This is a genomic window from Pseudomonas sp. S3_E10 (genome assembly GCF_054667615.1).
The window spans coordinates 2,942,269-2,955,339 of sequence record NZ_CP162743.1 but is presented as its reverse complement, the minus strand read 5'-3'; the positions used below and the strand labels follow the sequence as shown (position 1 = coordinate 2,955,339).

At 60.3% G+C, this 13,071-nt stretch carries 16 protein-coding genes and 1 pseudogene; 11 read left to right on the top strand and 6 right to left on the bottom strand.

Going from position 1 to position 13,071, the window contains the following annotated elements:
* Positions 1–91: 91 nt before the first annotated feature.
* Complete coding sequence (locus AB4N98_RS13335) at positions 92–454, top strand: cupin domain-containing protein (RefSeq protein WP_017526821.1); 363 nt, start codon at positions 92–94, stop codon at positions 452–454.
* 72 nt (positions 455–526) lie between these two features.
* Here the strand turns inward: AB4N98_RS13335 and rpmG are convergent, their stop codons facing one another.
* On the bottom strand, positions 527–682 hold the full coding sequence (rpmG, locus tag AB4N98_RS13330) for a 50S ribosomal protein L33 (RefSeq protein WP_003176906.1): 156 nt from the start codon (positions 680–682) through the stop codon (positions 527–529).
* Between the two features lie 11 nt (positions 683–693).
* Positions 694–927, bottom strand: coding sequence for a 50S ribosomal protein L28 (gene rpmB / locus AB4N98_RS13325; RefSeq protein ID WP_003176907.1), 234 nt, complete (start codon positions 925–927; stop codon positions 694–696).
* A 458-nt stretch (positions 928–1,385) separates the two neighbouring features.
* Between rpmB and AB4N98_RS13320 the strand changes: the two genes are divergently transcribed.
* Positions 1,386–2,978, top strand: coding sequence for an ABC transporter substrate-binding protein (locus AB4N98_RS13320; protein ID WP_017526820.1), 1,593 nt, complete (start codon positions 1,386–1,388; stop codon positions 2,976–2,978).
* 26 nt (positions 2,979–3,004) lie between these two features.
* Here the strand turns inward: AB4N98_RS13320 and radC are convergent, their stop codons facing one another.
* Entirely contained in the window at positions 3,005–3,679 is a 675-nt protein-coding gene (radC, locus tag AB4N98_RS13315; protein ID WP_017526819.1) for a RadC family protein, read from the bottom strand.
* A gap of 163 nt (positions 3,680–3,842) precedes the next feature.
* Here radC and coaBC point away from each other — a divergent pair, with 163 nt between their 5' ends.
* The 5 genes and pseudogenes from coaBC to argB all read left to right on the top strand — a co-directional run bounded on the left by coaBC (position 3,843) and on the right by argB (position 8,099).
* Positions 3,843–5,051, top strand: a complete 1,209-nt coding sequence (gene coaBC, locus AB4N98_RS13310) for a bifunctional phosphopantothenoylcysteine decarboxylase/phosphopantothenate--cysteine ligase CoaBC (protein ID WP_017526818.1) — start codon at positions 3,843–3,845, stop codon at positions 5,049–5,051.
* Positions 5,052–5,056: 5 nt separating this feature from the next.
* Positions 5,057–5,512: a dUTP diphosphatase gene (gene dut, locus AB4N98_RS13305; RefSeq protein ID WP_017526817.1), complete on the top strand. Its 456-nt coding sequence runs from the start codon at positions 5,057–5,059 to the stop codon at positions 5,510–5,512.
* Between the two features lie 66 nt (positions 5,513–5,578).
* Positions 5,579–5,779 (top strand): hypothetical protein, encoded by a 201-nt coding sequence (locus AB4N98_RS13300; protein WP_065879255.1) that lies wholly within the window; start codon positions 5,579–5,581, stop codon positions 5,777–5,779.
* Positions 5,770–7,173, top strand: a pseudogene (locus AB4N98_RS13295) (phosphomannomutase/phosphoglucomutase); the annotation flags it as partial. The gene AB4N98_RS13300 and the pseudogene AB4N98_RS13295, both read left to right, overlap by 10 nt.
* 20 nt (positions 7,174–7,193) lie before the next feature.
* Positions 7,194–8,099, top strand: coding sequence for an acetylglutamate kinase (argB, locus tag AB4N98_RS13290; protein ID WP_003176913.1), 906 nt, complete (start codon positions 7,194–7,196; stop codon positions 8,097–8,099).
* A gap of 138 nt (positions 8,100–8,237) precedes the next feature.
* Here argB and pyrE read toward each other — a convergent pair whose 3' ends face one another.
* On the bottom strand, positions 8,238–8,882 hold the full coding sequence (pyrE, locus tag AB4N98_RS13285; protein ID WP_017526814.1) for an orotate phosphoribosyltransferase: 645 nt from the start codon (positions 8,880–8,882) through the stop codon (positions 8,238–8,240).
* An 82-nt stretch (positions 8,883–8,964) separates the two neighbouring features.
* Here pyrE and AB4N98_RS13280 point away from each other — a divergent pair, with 82 nt between their 5' ends.
* The gene (locus tag AB4N98_RS13280; protein WP_003176915.1) at positions 8,965–9,744 is read left to right on the top strand and encodes an exodeoxyribonuclease III; all 780 of its coding nucleotides are present in this window, start codon (positions 8,965–8,967) and stop codon (positions 9,742–9,744) included.
* Between the two features lie 58 nt (positions 9,745–9,802).
* On the opposite strand, the gene AB4N98_RS13275 is transcribed toward AB4N98_RS13280, so the two are convergent.
* Together AB4N98_RS13275 and rph are read right to left on the bottom strand one after the other, a co-directional pair.
* A complete protein-coding gene (locus AB4N98_RS13275) occupies positions 9,803–10,171 on the bottom strand; it encodes a DUF4870 domain-containing protein (protein WP_017526813.1) in 369 nt (122 codons plus the stop codon).
* A 22-nt stretch (positions 10,172–10,193) separates the two neighbouring features.
* Positions 10,194–10,916, bottom strand: a complete 723-nt coding sequence (gene rph, locus AB4N98_RS13270; protein ID WP_017526812.1) for a ribonuclease PH — start codon at positions 10,914–10,916, stop codon at positions 10,194–10,196.
* A 197-nt stretch (positions 10,917–11,113) separates the two neighbouring features.
* On the opposite strand from rph, the gene AB4N98_RS13265 reads away from it, so the two are divergent.
* From AB4N98_RS13265 to rpoZ, 3 genes are all read left to right on the top strand, one after another.
* Complete coding sequence (locus AB4N98_RS13265) at positions 11,114–11,977, top strand: YicC/YloC family endoribonuclease (protein ID WP_017526811.1); 864 nt, start codon at positions 11,114–11,116, stop codon at positions 11,975–11,977.
* 10 nt (positions 11,978–11,987) lie between these two features.
* On the top strand, positions 11,988–12,608 hold the full coding sequence (gene gmk / locus AB4N98_RS13260; protein WP_017526810.1) for a guanylate kinase: 621 nt from the start codon (positions 11,988–11,990) through the stop codon (positions 12,606–12,608).
* A gap of 167 nt (positions 12,609–12,775) precedes the next feature.
* Positions 12,776–13,039: a DNA-directed RNA polymerase subunit omega gene (gene rpoZ, locus AB4N98_RS13255; RefSeq protein WP_003176920.1), complete on the top strand. Its 264-nt coding sequence runs from the start codon at positions 12,776–12,778 to the stop codon at positions 13,037–13,039.
* Positions 13,040–13,071 lie beyond the last annotated feature (32 nt).

Genomic DNA, 13,071 nt, shown 5'->3' with positions numbered 1-13,071 from the left:
TTGACATAACGGCGGTAAACGCCCTTGCGATGTTCATTTTAATAAACATAGACTTTGGACTCTCCAACCGCAGGCCAGACGGGACACGCACATGAGCATCCAGGACATCGTCGACTTCAGCCAAGCCAACACCGCGCCCGAACGCTATCGCCCTGCCGCCGAAAAAATCCTCAAGGGTGACCCCGAGCAAACGGTCTACAACCACTACAACAGCCCGTGCGGCCAGATGAACGCCGGTGTCTGGGAGGGTGAAGTCGGGCAGTGGACGGTCAACTACACCGAGCATGAATACTGCGAAATTGTGCAAGGCGTGTCGGTGCTGCGTGACGCCGAGGGTAACGCCAAGACCCTGCGTGCCGGTGACCGTTTCGTGATTCCGGCCGGTTTCAGCGGCACCTGGGAAGTACTGGAAGCATGCCGCAAGATCTATGTGGTATTCGAACAGAAAGCCTGATCAGTAAACACACAGGCAAAAAAAAGCCCGCATCGTGAGATACGGGCTTTTTTTCACAAGGAAGAAAATCAATTACTTGATTTTGCCTTCTTTGTAGATCACGTGCTTGCGAACGCGCGGGTCGAACATTTTCTTTTCGAGCTTGTCCGGGGTAGTACGCTTGTTCTTGTCGGTAGTGTAGAAGTGACCAGTACCGGCGCTAGAGATCATTCGAATCAATTCACGCATGATAGAGCTCCTTAGATCTTGCCGGCGGCGCGGATTTCGGCCAGCACGACAGTGATGCCACGCTTGTCGATGATACGCATGCCTTTGGCAGATACACGCAGGCGAACAAAACGTTTCTCTTCTTCAACCCAGAAGCGGTGATGCTGCAGGTTCGGCAGGAAACGACGACGGGTTTTGTTATTTGCGTGGGAAATGTTATTCCCAGTCACCGGACCCTTACCGGTAACTTGACAGACTCTCGACATGCCTCAGCCCTCTAAAACCACATGCCCAACCCGGCATGGGTTGGCCGCTTAATCTCTCAGTCATTTGGCGCCAGGCGCCGCGTTTCTTTAGGGTCTTACCGGCTACACCTACAAGCGAAGGAACCGGGCCCCTAGAAAAGAGCGCTGCTTTATACCAGAAAGACCTTGGTGCAACAACAGCGAGTATGTTTTTACCGCAGTAAATCTCGCCCGTTGATGCCTGAACCGTTGCCAGGAGGGGCCGCTGCCATAGCCGACCGCTCGTCGCACAGAATGATTTTCAGCGCCCGCGCGCGCCGCAAAGCGCACAGCGAAACTCTCTGAGGCGCCATCAAAACAGCATTTGAGCCAAAAGCACAGGCAAAAATGGGCTAGTCATTTGCCAATCAGACCACTACGGTAGGGCTTTTCCAGACTGCACTCGCAGATGGGCCTTCGATCTGCAAAGGAAACCGACCATGCGCCTCGCTGCCCTGCCACTGTTGCTTGCCCCTCTTTTAATCGCGCCGCTGGCCTCTGCCGCCAGCAACCTGAGCGTTTGCACCGAGGCCAGCCCCGAAGGGTTTGATGTGGTGCAGTACAACTCGCTGACCACCACCAACGCCTCGGCAGATGTGCTGATGAACCGCCTGGTGGACTTCGACGCCGCCAGCGGCAAACTGGTGCCCAGCCTGGCAGACAGCTGGGACGTGTCGCCGGACGGCCTGACGTACACCTTCAAACTGCACCCGGACGTGAAATTCCATCGCACCGAGTATTTCACCCCGAGTCGCAGCCTGACCGCCGAAGACGTGCGCTTCAGCTTCGAACGCATGCTGGACCCGGCCAACCCCTGGCACAAAATTGCCCAGAGTGGCTTCCCTCACGCCCAATCCCTGCAATTGCCTGCGCTGGTCAAGAAGATCGACGCCCTCGACCCGCTGACCGTGCGCTTCACCCTGGATCACGCCGATTCCACCTTCCTCGCAGCCCTGAGCATGGGCTTTGCCTCGATCTACCCGGCCGAATACGCCGACAAACTGCTCAAGGCCGGCACGCCCGAAAAGCTCAATAGCCAGCCCATCGGCACCGGGCCATTCATCTTCAGCCGCTTCCAGAAAGATGCGGTGGTTCGCTACAAGGCCAACCCGGACTACTTCGCCGGCAAACCGGCTGTGGATAACTTGATCTTCGCCATTACACCGGACGCCAATGTGCGCTTGCAGAAATTGCACCGCGACGAGTGCCAGATCGCCTTGTCGCCCAAGCCGCTGGATGTAGGCGAGGCAGAGAAAGATCCTGCGCTCAAGGTGGAAAAAACCGCAGCCTTCATGACCGCATTCGTGGCCATCAACAGCCAGCACCCTCCTCTGGACAAGCCCGAAGTGCGCCAGGCGATCAACCTGGCGTTCGACAAGGCCAGCTACCTCAAGGCTGTGTTTGAAGGCACCGCCGAAGCCGCCAACGGCCCGTACCCGCCCAATACCTGGAGCTACGCCAAGGACTTGCCGGGTTATCCCCAGGACCTTGCCAGGGCCAAGGTGTTGCTGGACCGCGCCGGGCTCAAGGATGGCTTCAAGACTACTATCTGGACTCGCCCCACCGGCAGCCTGCTGAACCCCAACCCGAACCTGGGCGCGCAATTATTGCAGGCGGACCTGGCCAAGGTCGGCATCCAGGCCGAAATCCGCGTGATCGAATGGGGCGAGCTGATTCGCCGTGCCAAGGCCGGCGAGCACGACTTGCTGTTCATGGGCTGGGCCGGCGACAACGGTGACCCGGATAACTTCCTGACCCCGCAATTCTCCTGCGCGGCGGTCAAATCAGGCACCAACTTCGCCCGTTATTGCGACCCGGCCCTGGACAAGCTGATCAGCGCCGGCAAGACCACCAGCGAGCAAGGCGTGCGCAGCAAGCTGTATCAACAGGCTCAGGCGCAGATCCAGCAGCAGGCGTTGTGGTTACCGTTGGCGCATCCGACCGCGTTTGCCCTGGCCCGCAAGAACGTCCAGGGGTACCAGGTAAGCCCGTTCGGGCGCCAGGATTTCTCCAAGGCCAGCGTCAAGCCCTGATAGCAGGCCCCGCCCACTGGGCGGGGTCATATCCACCCATATTCAGCCATCGACAACGGATCACCATCCCCCACGATGATGTGATCCAGCAGCCGCACATCCACCACCTCCAGGGCGCCTTGCAGGGTTTTGGTCAGTTTTCGATCAGCCACGCTCGGCTCCGCACTTCCCGAAGGATGGTTGTGACACAGGATCAATGCCGCTGCGTTGTAAGCCAGGGCGCGCTTGACCACTTGCCGCGGGTAAACCACGGCGGCATCGATAGTGCCCTGGAACAAAGCCTCGAAGCCCAAGACGCGGTGCTTTGAATCGAGAAACAGGCAGCCGAAGATCTCGTGTGGCTCATGACGCAACAGCGCCTTGAGGTAATTGCGCACGGCTATCGGGCTTTCGAGTACCGATTCACTGCGCAGTTGTTCGGCCATGTGCCGCCGGGACATTTCCAGCACCGCCTGCAACTGGGCAAACTTGGCGGGCCCCAAGCCCAATTGCTGGCTGAACAACGCCTGGCTGGCCTCCAACAAGGGGCGCAAGCCACCAAATTGCGCCAACAGGTGACGCGCAAGGTCCACCGCGCTTTTACCGCAAACCCCGGTACGCAAGAAAATCGCCAACAACTCGGCATCCGACAAACTTGCCGCGCCCCACTCCAATAGCTTCTCCCGCGGCCGCTCCGCCGCCGGCCAATCGCGAATACTCATCCCGCCTCCCTCTCCCTATGTGCGCCATATACGCCACGTCCGCCGCTGTTGCTGGGCGGGCGCTGTGTTATCGTAGGCCCTCTTTTTTGCATGCGATTTCACCTGGGGAGGGGAGATCGCAGGCGTCACTGAACTGGCTTCACTGAACTGGAAAGGCAAACCAATGCAGCGTCTGTATCGGAAACGCATCGTTCTCGGCGTCGGCGGCGGCATTGCCGCCTACAAGAGCGCAGAGTTGGTTCGCAGGCTCCTGGACCACGGTGCCGAAGTGCGCGTGGTCATGACCCGCGGCGGCAGCGAGTTCATCACCCCGCTGACCATGCAGGCCTTGTCCGGCCACCCGGTTCACTTGGACCTGCTGGACCCGGCGGCCGAAGCCGCCATGGGCCATATCGAACTGGCCAAATGGGCCGACCTGGTGCTGATCGCCCCGGCCACCGCCGACCTGATCGCCCGCCTGGCCCAAGGCATCGCCGATGATCTGCTGACCACTTTGGTACTGGCCACCGACGCCACTGTCGCCATCGCCCCGGCCATGAACCAGGCCATGTGGCGCGACCCGGCCACCCAGGCCAACACGCAACTCCTGCAAAACCGTGGCCTGAAGGTGTTCGGCCCAGCCTCCGGAAGCCAGGCCTGCGGTGACGTCGGCATGGGCCGCATGCTCGAAGCCACCGACCTGGCGCTGTGTGCCGCCGAGTGCTTCCAACACCTGGCCCTGACCGGCAAGCACGTGCTGATTACCGCCGGGCCGACCCAGGAAAACATCGACCCGGTGCGCTACATCACCAACCATAGTTCAGGAAAAATGGGGTTCGCGCTTGCCGAAGCCGCGGTCGAGGCAGGCGCACGCGTCACCTTGATCACTGGCCCGGTGCATTTGCCAACACCCGATCGGGTCACGCGAATCGACGTAGTCAGCGCCCGGGACATGCTGGCGGCCTGCGAAGCGGCCATTCCCTGCGACCTGTTCATCGCCTCGGCAGCGGTCGCGGACTACCGCCCGGAAGTGGTTGCCCCGCAAAAGCTCAAGAAAGACCCTACAAGCGGCGACGGCCTGCTCCTGCAAATGGTGCGCAACCCGGACATCCTGGCAACCATCGCCACGCGCCCGGACCGCCCGTTCAGTGTCGGCTTCGCCGCCGAGACCGAGCACCTGCTGGACTACGCCGCGCGCAAATTGAAAGACAAAAACCTCGACCTGATCGTTGCCAATGATGTCGCCAACCCGAGCATCGGCTTCAACAGCGAGGAAAACGCCTGCAGCGTGATTGACCGCGAACTGCACGCCACCCTTTTCGCCCAGACCAGCAAGGGCAAGATTGCCCGACAGCTGATCTCATTTATCGCCCAACGGCTGAACCAGGTTTAATTTCCATGCACGCTTTGCAAGCCAAGATCCTCGACCCCCGCATCGGCAGCGAATTCCCACTGCCGGCCTACGCTACCCCGGGCTCCGCCGGCCTGGACCTGCGCGCCATGCTCAAGGAAGACACCCTCCTTGAGCCGGGCCAGACCCTGCTGATCCCCACCGGCCTGTCGATCTATGTCGGCGACCCTGGCCTGGCGGCGCTGATCCTGCCGCGCTCCGGCCTGGGCCACAAACACGGCATCGTCCTTGGCAACCTCGTGGGGCTGATCGACTCGGACTACCAGGGCGAGTTGATGGTGTCGTGCTGGAACCGTGGCCAGACCGCGTTCAACATCGCAGTCGGCGAGCGCATCGCCCAACTGGTATTGGTACCGGTAGTGCAGGCGCACTTCGAATTGGTGCAGGAATTCGACGAGACCCAACGCGGCGCTGGCGGCTTTGGGCATTCCGGCAGCCACTGACCACGCCGCCCCTGGCCGGCACCTTTGGTCCGGCCAGACGCTACCGCATGGCTTTCAGGAAGAAGAATGCGCGGAATTTACCAGCGTTATTTCCCATTGAAAATCAACGGGTTACGCAAACAAAAATACGAAGCCCAAGCTCCGATGGCACTTTTGCACCACGAACTCTCTGCCGAAAACACCGTCATACCCTTCAGTTTGAGCCTGCCGGCCAGCCCCATTCAGGCCAGCCTTGCCCCCTTTCAGATGGAGTTCCCCCCGCGATGACTACCGCAGCCCGAGTAGCCCCGACGTTCCCCGACAGCATCTTTCGCGCCTATGACATTCGTGGCGTGGTGCCCAAGACCCTGACTGCCGAAACCGCCTACTGGATTGGCCGCGCCATCGGCGCCCAGAGCCTTGCCCAGGACGAGCCCAACGTCTCGGTCGGCCGTGATGGTCGCCTGTCCGGCCCCGAGTTGGTGGAGCAGCTGATCCAGGGCCTGGCCGACAGCGGTTGCCACGTCAGCGACGTGGGCCTGGTGCCAACGCCGGCGCTGTACTATGCCGCCAACGTCCTGGCCGGCAAATCCGGCGTCATGCTCACCGGCAGTCATAACCCGTCGGACTACAACGGCTTCAAGATCGTCATCGCCGGCGACACCCTGGCCAACGAACAGATCCAGGCCCTGCATGACCGCCTGAAGAACAATGACCTGACCAGCGGCACGGGCAGCGTCACGAAAGTCGACATTCTTCAGCGCTACTCTGATGAAATCACTGGCGACGTGAAGCTCGCGCGCCGCCTCAAAGTGGTGGTGGACTGCGGCAACGGCGCGGCCGGCGTGATCGCCCCGCAGTTGCTCGAAGCCCTCAATTGCGAAGTGGTCCCGCTGTTCTGCGACGTCGACGGCAACTTCCCCAACCACCACCCGGACCCGGGCAAGCCTGAGAACCTGGTGGACCTGATCGCCAAGGTCAAGGAAACCGGCGCCGATGTGGGCCTGGCCTTCGACGGTGACGGCGACCGCGTGGGCGTAGTGACAAACACTGGCGAGAACGTATTCGCCGACCGCTTGCTGATGCTGTTTGCCCGTGACGTGGTGGCGCGCAATGCCAACGCCGAGATCATTTTCGACGTGAAGTGCACGCGCCGCCTCACCCCGCTGATCAAGGAATATGGCGGCCGCCCACTAATGTGGAAGACCGGTCACTCGTTGATCAAAAAGAAAATGAAGGAAACCGGCGCGCTGTTGGCTGGCGAAATGAGCGGCCACGTGTTCTTCAAGGAGCGCTGGTTCGGGTTTGACGACGGCATCTACAGCGCCGCTCGCTTGTTGGAGATCCTCAGCAAGGAAGAATCCACGGCGCAGGAGCTGTTTCAGACCTTCCCGAACGATATTTCTACGCCAGAGATCAATATCCATGTGACCGAGGAGAGCAAATTCAGCATCATTGACGCACTGCACGATGCGCAATGGGGTGAAGGCGCCAACCTGACCTCCATTGATGGTGTGCGAGTCGATTACGCCAAAGGCTGGGGCCTGGTTCGCGCGTCCAACACCACACCGGTGCTGGTGCTGCGTTTCGAGGCGGATACCGAGGCCGAGTTGCAGCGCATCAAGGACGTGTTCCACGCCCAGTTGAAACGTGTTGCCCCTGATCTCCAATTACCGTTCTGATTTTTGCACCGGAGCCCTGAATGACCCTCGAACGCGAAGCCGCTGCCAACACCGCCAAGGTCCTGTCCGAAGCGCTGCCTTATATTCGACGCTACGTCGGCAAGACGCTGGTGATCAAATACGGCGGCAATGCCATGGAAAGCGACGAGCTGAAAACCGGCTTTGCCCGTGACATCGTGTTGATGAAAGCCGTGGGGATCAACCCGGTGGTGGTCCACGGTGGCGGCCCACAAATCGGCGACCTGCTCAAGCGCTTGTCGATCGAGAGTCACTTCATCGATGGCATGCGCGTTACTGATGCGCAGACCATGGATGTGGTGGAGATGGTCCTCGGCGGCCAGGTGAACAAGGACATCGTCAACCTGATCAACCGCCATGGCGGCAGCGCCATCGGCCTGACCGGCAAGGATGCGGAGCTGATCCGCGCGAAAAAACTGACCGTAACCCGTCAGACGCCGGAAATGACCCAGCCGGAAATCATCGACATCGGCCAGGTAGGCGAAGTGATCGGCATCAACACCGACCTGCTCAACCTGCTGGTCAAAGGCGACTTCATCCCGGTGATCGCGCCGATCGGCGTGGGCGCCAATGGCGAGTCCTACAACATCAACGCCGACCTGGTGGCGGGCAAGGTTGCCGAGGCACTGAAGGCTGAAAAGCTGATGCTGCTGACCAACATTGCCGGGCTGATGGACAAGCAAGGCAAGGTGCTGACCGGCTTGACGACCCAGCAAGTAGACGACCTGATCGCCGACGGCACCATTTACGGCGGCATGCTGCCAAAGATCCGCTGCGCACTGGAAGCCGTGCAAGGCGGCGTTGGCAGCTCACTGATCCTGGATGGCCGCGTTCCCAATGCGATCCTGCTGGAAATCTTCACCGATACCGGCGTGGGCACGCTGATCAGTAACCGCAAGCGTCCTTAAGCGTCAAACACAAAAAGGCCCCGCTCAATCGAATTGAGCGGGGCCTTTTCTATGGGCGCTGACTCTACAAATAAGTGGAGATCGCCTGTGGAAGGGAGCAAGCCCCCACACAAGCGCTCTTACACCATTGGGTCTGTGTCAGACGCCAAACTGCTCGCGGTACGCGCGCACTGCCGGCAAGTGCTGCTTGAGCTGCGGGTCATCTTCCAGGAACTGCAATACCTGGTTCAACGAAACGATGCTCACCACTGGAATGCCGAAATCGCGCTCCACTTCCTGGATCGCCGACAACTCACCGTTGCCACGCTCCTGGCGATTCAGCGCGATCAACACGCCGGCCGCCTTGGCACCCTCCTGGGAAGCGATGATCTGCATCACTTCACGGATCGCGGTACCGGCGGTGATGACATCGTCGATGATCAACACATCGCCAGTCAGCGGTGCGCCGACCAGGCTACCGCCTTCGCCGTGAGCCTTGGCTTCCTTGCGGTTGAAGCACCATGGCAGATCGCGCCCATGATGTTCCGCCAGGGCCACGGCCGTTGCGGCGGCCAGGGGAATACCCTTGTAGGCCGGGCCGAACAGCACGTCGAAGGAAATACCGCTTTCAACGATGGCCGCCGCGTAGAAACGGCCCAACTGAGCCAGGGCCGAACCCGAGTTGAACAAGCCGGCGTTGAAGAAGTACGGGCTGGTGCGCCCGGACTTGAGAGTGAACTCACCGAAGCGCAAAACACCGCGATCGATGGCAAAACGAATGAAATCGCGTTGATACGCCTGCATGAAAAAAGCCTCAGATACCACGGATTTAGCTAATTAGGTAGACGGCGTGTATCATACACGCACGCGATTTTTGGGGCCATTTATGCGGATCATCAGTGTGAACGTTAATGGTATTCAGGCTGCAGTCGAGCGTGGTTTGCTCAGTTGGCTGCAAGCCCAGAATGCCGACGTCATCTGCCTGCAGGATACCCGCGCCTCCGCCTTTGAACTGGACGACCCAGCCTTCCAACTGGATGGCTACTTCCTTTATGCCTGCGATGCCGAAGTCCCTGCCCAAGGTGGCGTGGCTTTGTATTCGCGGTTGCAACCCAAGGCGGTCATCAGCGGCCTCGGCTTCGAGACAGCCGACCGCTACGGGCGCTACCTGCAAGCCGATTTCGATAAGGTCAGCATCGCGACCTTGCTGCTCCCTTCGGGGCAGAACGGCGATGAAGACTTGAACCAGAAGTTTAAGCTAATGGACGATTTCGCCCGTTACCTGGACAAACAGCGGCGCAAACGTCGCGAGTACATTTATTGTGGCTCGCTGTACGTGGCGCAACAGAAGCTGGATATCAAGAACTGGCGCGACAGCCAGCAATCCCCGGGCTTCCTGGCGCCGGAACGGGCCTGGATGGACGAGATTGTCGGCAACATGGGCTATGTGGATGCCCTGCGCGAAGTCAGCCGCGAAGGCGACCAGTACAGCTGGTGGCCGGACAACGAACAGGCTGAGATGCTCAACCTGGGTTGGCGTTTCGACTACCAGTTGCTGACCCCAGGTCTACGCCGGTTTGTTCGCAGTGCACGCTTGCCGCGCCAGCCGCGCTTCTCGCAGCATGCGCCGCTGATCGTGGACTACGACTGGACGCTGACCATCTGAGGTGCTTTTCCAGGCACAAAAAAACCGACATCACTGTCGGTTTTTTTGTGGGTGCTCGCTATTTGACCAAGCGCCAGGTAAAGGGATAACGATAGGCAATGCCCTTGTTGGCCTTGATACCGCCAATGATCGTCATCACCACCGTCGCAATCGCGAGGGCGATCATCAGGAAAAACCCGATGACTGCGAACGCCAGCACCATGCAGACCAGCCAGGCAATGGCCACGGTGATCTGGAAGTTCAAGGCCTCCTTGCCCTGATCATCAATGAACGCATCCTTTTCCTTCCTGATTTGCCACAGGATCAGTGGCCCCACGACGCTGCCGAAGGGGAACACAAAGCCCAGGAACGCCGCAAAATGACACAGCATCGCCCCTTGGCGCGCCTCGTAGGACGGCGTGGGTACCAATGGCTGAGTGTCATTCATGGCGTTTCTCCTTGAGGCCGATTCAGTCAGCCAGTGCGGCGTTTTGCAGTTCGAAGATTTCGTTCATGCCTTTCTGGGCCAGGGCCAGCATGGCGTTCAGCTCGGCCGGCTGGAATGGCGCGCCTTCGGCGGTGCCCTGCACTTCGATGAAACCACCGGTGCTGGTCATTACCACGTTCAGGTCGGTCTCGGCAGCCGAGTCTTCCAGGTAATCCAGATCCAGCACCGGCTCACCCTGATACATGCCCACCGAGACGGCGGCAATCATCTGCTTGAGCGGGTCGCCGCCCTTCAGGCCGCCACGCTTCTTGATCACCTTGAGTGCGTCGACCAGGGCCACCATGGCCCCGGTGATGGATGCAGTGCGGGTGCCGCCGTCAGCCTGGATCACATCGCAGTCGACGTACAGGGTCACATCGCCCAGCTTGGACATATCCAGGGCGGCGCGCAGGGAACGGCCGATCAGACGCTGGATTTCCAGGGTACGCCCGCCTTGCTTGCCACGGCTGGCTTCACGCTGGTTACGCTCGCCGGTGGCACGCGGCAGCATGCCGTATTCGGCGGTCAACCAGCCCTGGCCCTGGCCCTTGAGGAAACGCGGCACGCCGTTTTCGACGCTGACGGTGCAGATCACCTTGGTATCACCAAACTCGACCAATACGGATCCCTCGGCGTGTTTGGTGTAGTTGCGGGTGATGCGGATCGAGCGGAGCTGATCGGCAGCGCGACCACTTGGACGTTTCATAGGGGATACCTGTACGGGGGACGAAAAACTGCCGAGCATTATAGAGCCGCGAGCCGATTCGGGGCACTGCTAAAAAATTCGGTTACGAATGGTCAACTATTGCCCATTGTTTGGGCGCGCTCGGCCCACTGCGCTACAATCCTGCGCCTTCTTAACCATCAGCCCGTGTTTGCGGGACTGCAACGCGAGGTACCTCCATGGTGCACAGCATGACCGCCTTTGCCCGCGTCGAAAAAGCCGGCGCCCAAGGCACCCTGAGCTGGGAACTGCGCTCGGTCAACAGCCGCTACCTGGAGCCGCACCTGCGCCTGCCGGAATCGTTCCGCGACCTTGAAGGCGCCGTGCGTGAAGCCCTGCGCCAGGGCATATCCCGCGGCAAGCTGGAATGCACCCTGCGCTTTACCGAAGAGACCACCGGCAAACCGTTGCAGGTCGACCGCGACCGCGCCGCGCAACTGGTCGCCGCCGCCGAAACCATCGCCAGCCTGATCCAGCAGCCCGCCGCGCTCAACCCCCTGGAAGTGCTGGCCTGGCCCGGCGTGCTGGTGGCCGACGCCACCGACCCGCAAACCCTCAACGCCGAAGCCCTGACCCTGTTCAACCAGGGCTTGAAGGAACTCAAGGCCGGCCGCGAACGCGAAGGCGCCGAGCTGGCACGCCTGATCAACGAGCGCCTGACTTCGATCGAAGCCGATGTCGTCACCCTGCGCGAGCTGGTCCCGCAAATGCTTGCCACCCAACGCCAGAAGGTGCTCGACCGCTTCACCGACATGAAGGCCGACCTGGACCCCGTGCGCCTGGAGCAGGAAATGGTCCTGCTGGCACAAAAGAGCGACGTCGCCGAAGAACTCGACCGTTTGAGTACCCATATTCTTGAAGTGCGGCGCGTGCTCAAGTCCGGCGGCGCCGCCGGTCGGCGCCTGGACTTCCTGATGCAGGAGCTCAACCGCGAAGCCAATACACTGGGCTCCAAGGCATTCGACCCGCGCAGCACCACCGCTGCGGTCAACCTCAAAGTGTTGATCGAGCAGATGCGCGAACAAGTACAGAATATTGAGTAAGGCGACCTCCATGACCCATAGCACCGGCACCCTTTACATCATTTCCGCCCCTTCGGGCGCGGGCAAAAGCAGCCTGGTCAAGGCGCTGACCGACACCAACGATCAGATCCGCATTTCGATCTCCCACACCACCCGCGCCATGCGCCCAGGCGAGGTGAACGGCGTGCATTATCACTTCGTCGAGCGCACCGAGTTCGTGAAGATGATCGAACACGGTGACTTCCTGGAGCGCGCCGAAGTGTTCGGCAACCTCTATGGCACCTCGCAAAGCCACTTGCAGCAGACCCTGGACGAAGGCCACGACCTGATTCTGGAGATCGATTGGCAGGGCGCCGAGCAAGTCCGCAAGCTGATGCCCCAGGCGCGCTCGATCTTCATCCTGCCGCCGTCGCTTGAAGCCTTGCACCAGCGCCTGACCAACCGCGGCCAGGACAGCGACGAGATCATCGAAGGCCGCATGCGTGAAGCCGTCAGCGAAATGAGCCACTACGTCGACTACGACTACCTGATCATCAATGACGATTTTTCCCACGCACTGGATGATCTAAAGGCGATTTTCCGCGCCAATCAGCTCCAGCAAAAGCGCCAACAGCAGCGTTTCGGCAAATTACTCGCCGAACTGCTGGGTTGAATGGCCCTTCCCAAAACCGCTGCAAGGCCTTTACATTGGCACTCGTAGCGGTTTTGCGAGGGCCTGAGAAAAATCAGCGCTTCCCTAAACGCTGGTGATTTTTTAAACTGCTCAGTCCGCTCGCCCAACCGGGCAGCGCGCATCTTGCATTCGCTCCGAGGAATACCATGGCCCGCGTAACCGTTGAAGACTGCCTAGAACACGTGGATAACCGCTTTGAGCTGGTCATGCTCTCTACCAAGCGTGCCCGTCAACTGGCCACTGGCGGCAAAGAGCCCCTGGTCCAGTGGGAAAACGACAAGCCTACCGTTGTGGCCCTGCGCGAAATCGCTGAAGGCCTGATGAGCTACGAGTTCATTGCCAACGCTGAAATCGTTGAAGACGAACCGCTGTTTGCAGCGTTCGAGGACGAGTCCAACGAGGCCGTCTAAGCCTATGCCTGGTCGACGTAGCACGGCGCGGG

What these genes read in the sequence shown, in the direction of transcription:
- AB4N98_RS13335 (WP_017526821.1), top strand. Translation starts at nt 92, where the DNA reads ATGAGCATCCAGGACATCGTCGACTTCAGCCAAGCCAACACCGCGCCC.
- rpmG (WP_003176906.1), bottom strand. Translation starts at nt 682, where the DNA reads ATGCGTGAATTGATTCGAATGATCTCTAGCGCCGGTACTGGTCACTTC.
- rpmB (WP_003176907.1), bottom strand. Translation starts at nt 927, where the DNA reads ATGTCGAGAGTCTGTCAAGTTACCGGTAAGGGTCCGGTGACTGGGAAT.
- AB4N98_RS13320 (WP_017526820.1), top strand. Translation starts at nt 1,386, where the DNA reads ATGCGCCTCGCTGCCCTGCCACTGTTGCTTGCCCCTCTTTTAATCGCG.
- radC (WP_017526819.1), bottom strand. Translation starts at nt 3,679, where the DNA reads ATGAGTATTCGCGATTGGCCGGCGGCGGAGCGGCCGCGGGAGAAGCTA.
- coaBC (WP_017526818.1), top strand. Translation starts at nt 3,843, where the DNA reads ATGCAGCGTCTGTATCGGAAACGCATCGTTCTCGGCGTCGGCGGCGGC.
- dut (WP_017526817.1), top strand. Translation starts at nt 5,057, where the DNA reads ATGCACGCTTTGCAAGCCAAGATCCTCGACCCCCGCATCGGCAGCGAA.
- AB4N98_RS13300 (WP_065879255.1), top strand. Translation starts at nt 5,579, where the DNA reads ATGCGCGGAATTTACCAGCGTTATTTCCCATTGAAAATCAACGGGTTA.
- argB (WP_003176913.1), top strand. Translation starts at nt 7,194, where the DNA reads ATGACCCTCGAACGCGAAGCCGCTGCCAACACCGCCAAGGTCCTGTCC.
- pyrE (WP_017526814.1), bottom strand. Translation starts at nt 8,882, where the DNA reads ATGCAGGCGTATCAACGCGATTTCATTCGTTTTGCCATCGATCGCGGT.
- AB4N98_RS13280 (WP_003176915.1), top strand. Translation starts at nt 8,965, where the DNA reads ATGCGGATCATCAGTGTGAACGTTAATGGTATTCAGGCTGCAGTCGAG.
- AB4N98_RS13275 (WP_017526813.1), bottom strand. Translation starts at nt 10,171, where the DNA reads ATGAATGACACTCAGCCATTGGTACCCACGCCGTCCTACGAGGCGCGC.
- rph (WP_017526812.1), bottom strand. Translation starts at nt 10,916, where the DNA reads ATGAAACGTCCAAGTGGTCGCGCTGCCGATCAGCTCCGCTCGATCCGC.
- AB4N98_RS13265 (WP_017526811.1), top strand. Translation starts at nt 11,114, where the DNA reads ATGGTGCACAGCATGACCGCCTTTGCCCGCGTCGAAAAAGCCGGCGCC.
- gmk (WP_017526810.1), top strand. Translation starts at nt 11,988, where the DNA reads ATGACCCATAGCACCGGCACCCTTTACATCATTTCCGCCCCTTCGGGC.
- rpoZ (WP_003176920.1), top strand. Translation starts at nt 12,776, where the DNA reads ATGGCCCGCGTAACCGTTGAAGACTGCCTAGAACACGTGGATAACCGC.